The organism is Blautia glucerasea, from assembly GCF_020537505.1.
In the GTDB taxonomy this organism is placed as follows: domain Bacteria; phylum Bacillota; class Clostridia; order Lachnospirales; family Lachnospiraceae; genus Blautia_A.
Genome location: NZ_JAJBMO010000058.1, coordinates 1 through 2,627, shown reverse-complemented (window position 1 = coordinate 2,627; position 2,627 = coordinate 1). Strand labels below are relative to the sequence as shown.

At 38.9% G+C, this 2,627-nt stretch carries 4 protein-coding genes and 1 pseudogene; 1 reads left to right on the top strand and 4 read right to left on the bottom strand.

The features are described 5' to 3' along the window. Positions 1-628 (bottom strand): annotated as a pseudogene (locus LIQ05_RS19105) (hypothetical protein); the annotation flags it as partial. A gap of 305 nt (positions 629-933) precedes the next feature. On the opposite strand from LIQ05_RS19105, the gene LIQ05_RS19100 reads away from it, so the two are divergent. Beyond that, entirely contained in the window at positions 934-1,296 is a 363-nt protein-coding gene (locus LIQ05_RS19100; RefSeq protein ID WP_226822901.1) for a hypothetical protein, read from the top strand. A 175-nt stretch (positions 1,297-1,471) separates the two neighbouring features. On the opposite strand, the gene LIQ05_RS19095 is transcribed toward LIQ05_RS19100, so the two are convergent. The 3 genes from LIQ05_RS19095 to LIQ05_RS19085 all read right to left on the bottom strand — a co-directional run bounded on the left by LIQ05_RS19095 (position 1,472) and on the right by LIQ05_RS19085 (position 2,480). Continuing rightward, positions 1,472-1,849 carry a hypothetical protein gene (locus LIQ05_RS19095; RefSeq protein WP_226822900.1) on the bottom strand — a complete coding sequence of 126 codons (378 nt, stop codon included), beginning with the start codon at positions 1,847-1,849 and terminating at the stop codon, positions 1,472-1,474. 139 nt (positions 1,850-1,988) lie between these two features. Next, on the bottom strand, positions 1,989-2,207 hold the full coding sequence (locus LIQ05_RS19090) for a hypothetical protein (protein WP_226822899.1): 219 nt from the start codon (positions 2,205-2,207) through the stop codon (positions 1,989-1,991). A gap of 90 nt (positions 2,208-2,297) precedes the next feature. After that, positions 2,298-2,480 carry a hypothetical protein gene (locus tag LIQ05_RS19085; RefSeq protein ID WP_226822898.1) on the bottom strand — a complete coding sequence of 61 codons (183 nt, stop codon included), beginning with the start codon at positions 2,478-2,480 and terminating at the stop codon, positions 2,298-2,300. Between the last annotated feature and the right edge of the window lie 147 nt (positions 2,481-2,627).

Here is a 2,627-nt window from a genome sequence, read left to right as displayed (position 1 = left end):
TTAATGGCATGATTTTCTGGTATTTCCTTACTCTGGCTACATATTGTGCATATTCTTTTAATTTCTTGCATTGCTCCATCAAGGCTTTATTATGGCCATCATTGATATTAATCACCATAACCTTTAGTTCCAGCTCCGGATCTCCGCTGAAATTCTCGTATGCATCCGATAAGCGGTGCTCCATCTGCTCGCCGATTTGCTTCTCTCCATTATAAAACACAATAAACCTCGGCGCTGGTATCTTCTGCTGGCGACGGGAATACAGGGAAATCCCATTCAGTTCTACGTATTTCTGGTACTCGTTAGCTATGTAAATAAGATCTCTCAACGGGATGTTTGGATTATAGGTGGACTGATGCTCCCACAAAAATATATTGAAATCCAGGATAAATGCCAGGTCATTTTTCATGCCCATGTAGATGGCATTCTCTAATGTTACGATTTCCAAAGCATTCGGATCACTATACTGCTTCCCGTTTAGAGCATTATACAAGGATAACAGATTCTCCTTGCTGGAAAAAAGCGTGCGGAAAACATTATCCTTGTATTTTATATTCGCCTCCGGCACCATCTCCAATTCTTGCTGTAGTTCCTGTTTCTGCACAGTTGTCACTTTCTGTTTTGCCATATTCAATTCTCCCTTCCCAGGAGAGTTGAACACTTGCACCTCAGACCTCTCCTGCTCTTAAATGATTTTGAATTTAAAAGCATAGATTTCTGAAATGTATTTAGATCACATTAGATAGTGCAGATGCACCTTGAAAATTAGAAGAAATATGCTTTGGATTTATATTAGCATAGATGGGAGGATTTGGAAAGGGGAAATGTATTAAATAAGTATAAAATTCATTGTATTCATTTTGTTTTTGTCAAACTTGGATGTATTATGGAAATTCGTTCAACTATGGACGGATCCGTACGGGAAGGGCCGTGTTGGTTGCGATTAGTATTCCGATTTTTACGAGCCAGTTAGAGAAAGCTCGTGAATCAACAGATCTTGCAAATATTCGTGCAGCGTATGCAGAAATTTCAGCAGCATTAACAGAGGATGCAGCACCTACTAGTACTACAACAACAACTTTTGGAAGAACTGGTAATGAAAATGCATATGTATATACAGCTACTATAAAACTTGGCCAGAAAGAAGCTGGTTGGAAAACAACTGATGCGGATAAAGCCATTGCAGGAGTAACAGCAAAAGGATCACCTGCCGTAGGCGGTACATGTGTTGTAACTGTAACAGAAGCTACGGGTGCTTGTACTGTAGAATACAAAGCAGCTACATCTGGTTCTTGATTGATATTTGTATATAACAAAGGAGACGACAAGAACCTTGGGGTCTGACCCAAAGGTTCGTAATTAAAAGCACAGATGCTAGTGCAGTTAGTTGTTCATTAGCAGAATAAAATAGAGCGGTGCTCTGCATCGCTCTATTTTGGGGTATTTTCACTTCACAATTTTTTTCGGTTTTTTATTTAAATGAAAGTGTTGGTTTTGCTGTTCCTGCTGCATCTGGTGTGTATGAAATTGTTGCAGTACCATTGGCAGCCGGTTTTGAAGCAACACTAGAAAGTTTGATTTCTCCAATTGAAATATCGTCAATTCCAGTTTGCCAATCGGCAACTTTCTGCTTCAGATCAACTGTGTAAGAATAGCTTTTGCTTGTGCTATTATATACAACAGTATCTTTTGTTTCCGCAGCTGCAGTTGGGGTATCGCCAGTTAATGCAGCACTCATAACTTCTGCATATCCGGCTCTAATATTTGCAAGGTCAACGGCTTCTCTAGACTTCTCCAACTGAGAAGTAAAAATCGGAATTGAAATCGCAACCAACACGGCCCTTCCCATCCCAATTCCCCCATAATTGAACAAACTTAATTCAAAAGAAATCCCCCTCTAGCCAGCCACAAATCCCCACTTATCTTTAACACTAAAATTTCCAAATAAATAGAGTGGCAGCCCTCAAAGCCACCACCCAGTTTTATCCTCATGCAATCCCCAATTCGCCCATTAATTTTTTTCGATATTTTTTATCTTTACTTGCTTGCAGTAAATCATTAATGCGCCCAGCAGAAACTAACTTTTGAATTAATGCATTCATGTGTTCTTCTGTCATACGCTCGCCTTCGCGTATGCCTTCACGTTTACCTTCACGTTTGCCTTCTTGCTTACTATCTCTCATCATATCATCAAACGCCTTACACATATCAAACCCACCTCCCACATTTGGTTACATTTACATAATAGAAATAAGCATAAATATCTTTCTTAGATCTAGGGTAAATCACATTCAACTTTAAACAATTCCAAGCTCCATCATAAGTTTCTGCCGATACTCTCGGTCTGTACTTGCATGTACTAAATCGTCAATACGTTTAGAAGCAATTAATACCTGGTTGAGCTTTTCCATTAATCTCTCACATCTCATATAGCCTTCTTCACGACTATCCCTCATCATATCATCAAACGCCTTACACATATCAAATCCACCTCCCACGTTTTCAACATCTCTCTTTATAAGTTTCATAGCTCTTATCCCAGACATTACAGTAAGCAGATCATAAGTATCTTCCTCCTCATATAATCAAGTGTTTTTTATTGAAAATTCAAGGTTTTTCAACCTTTC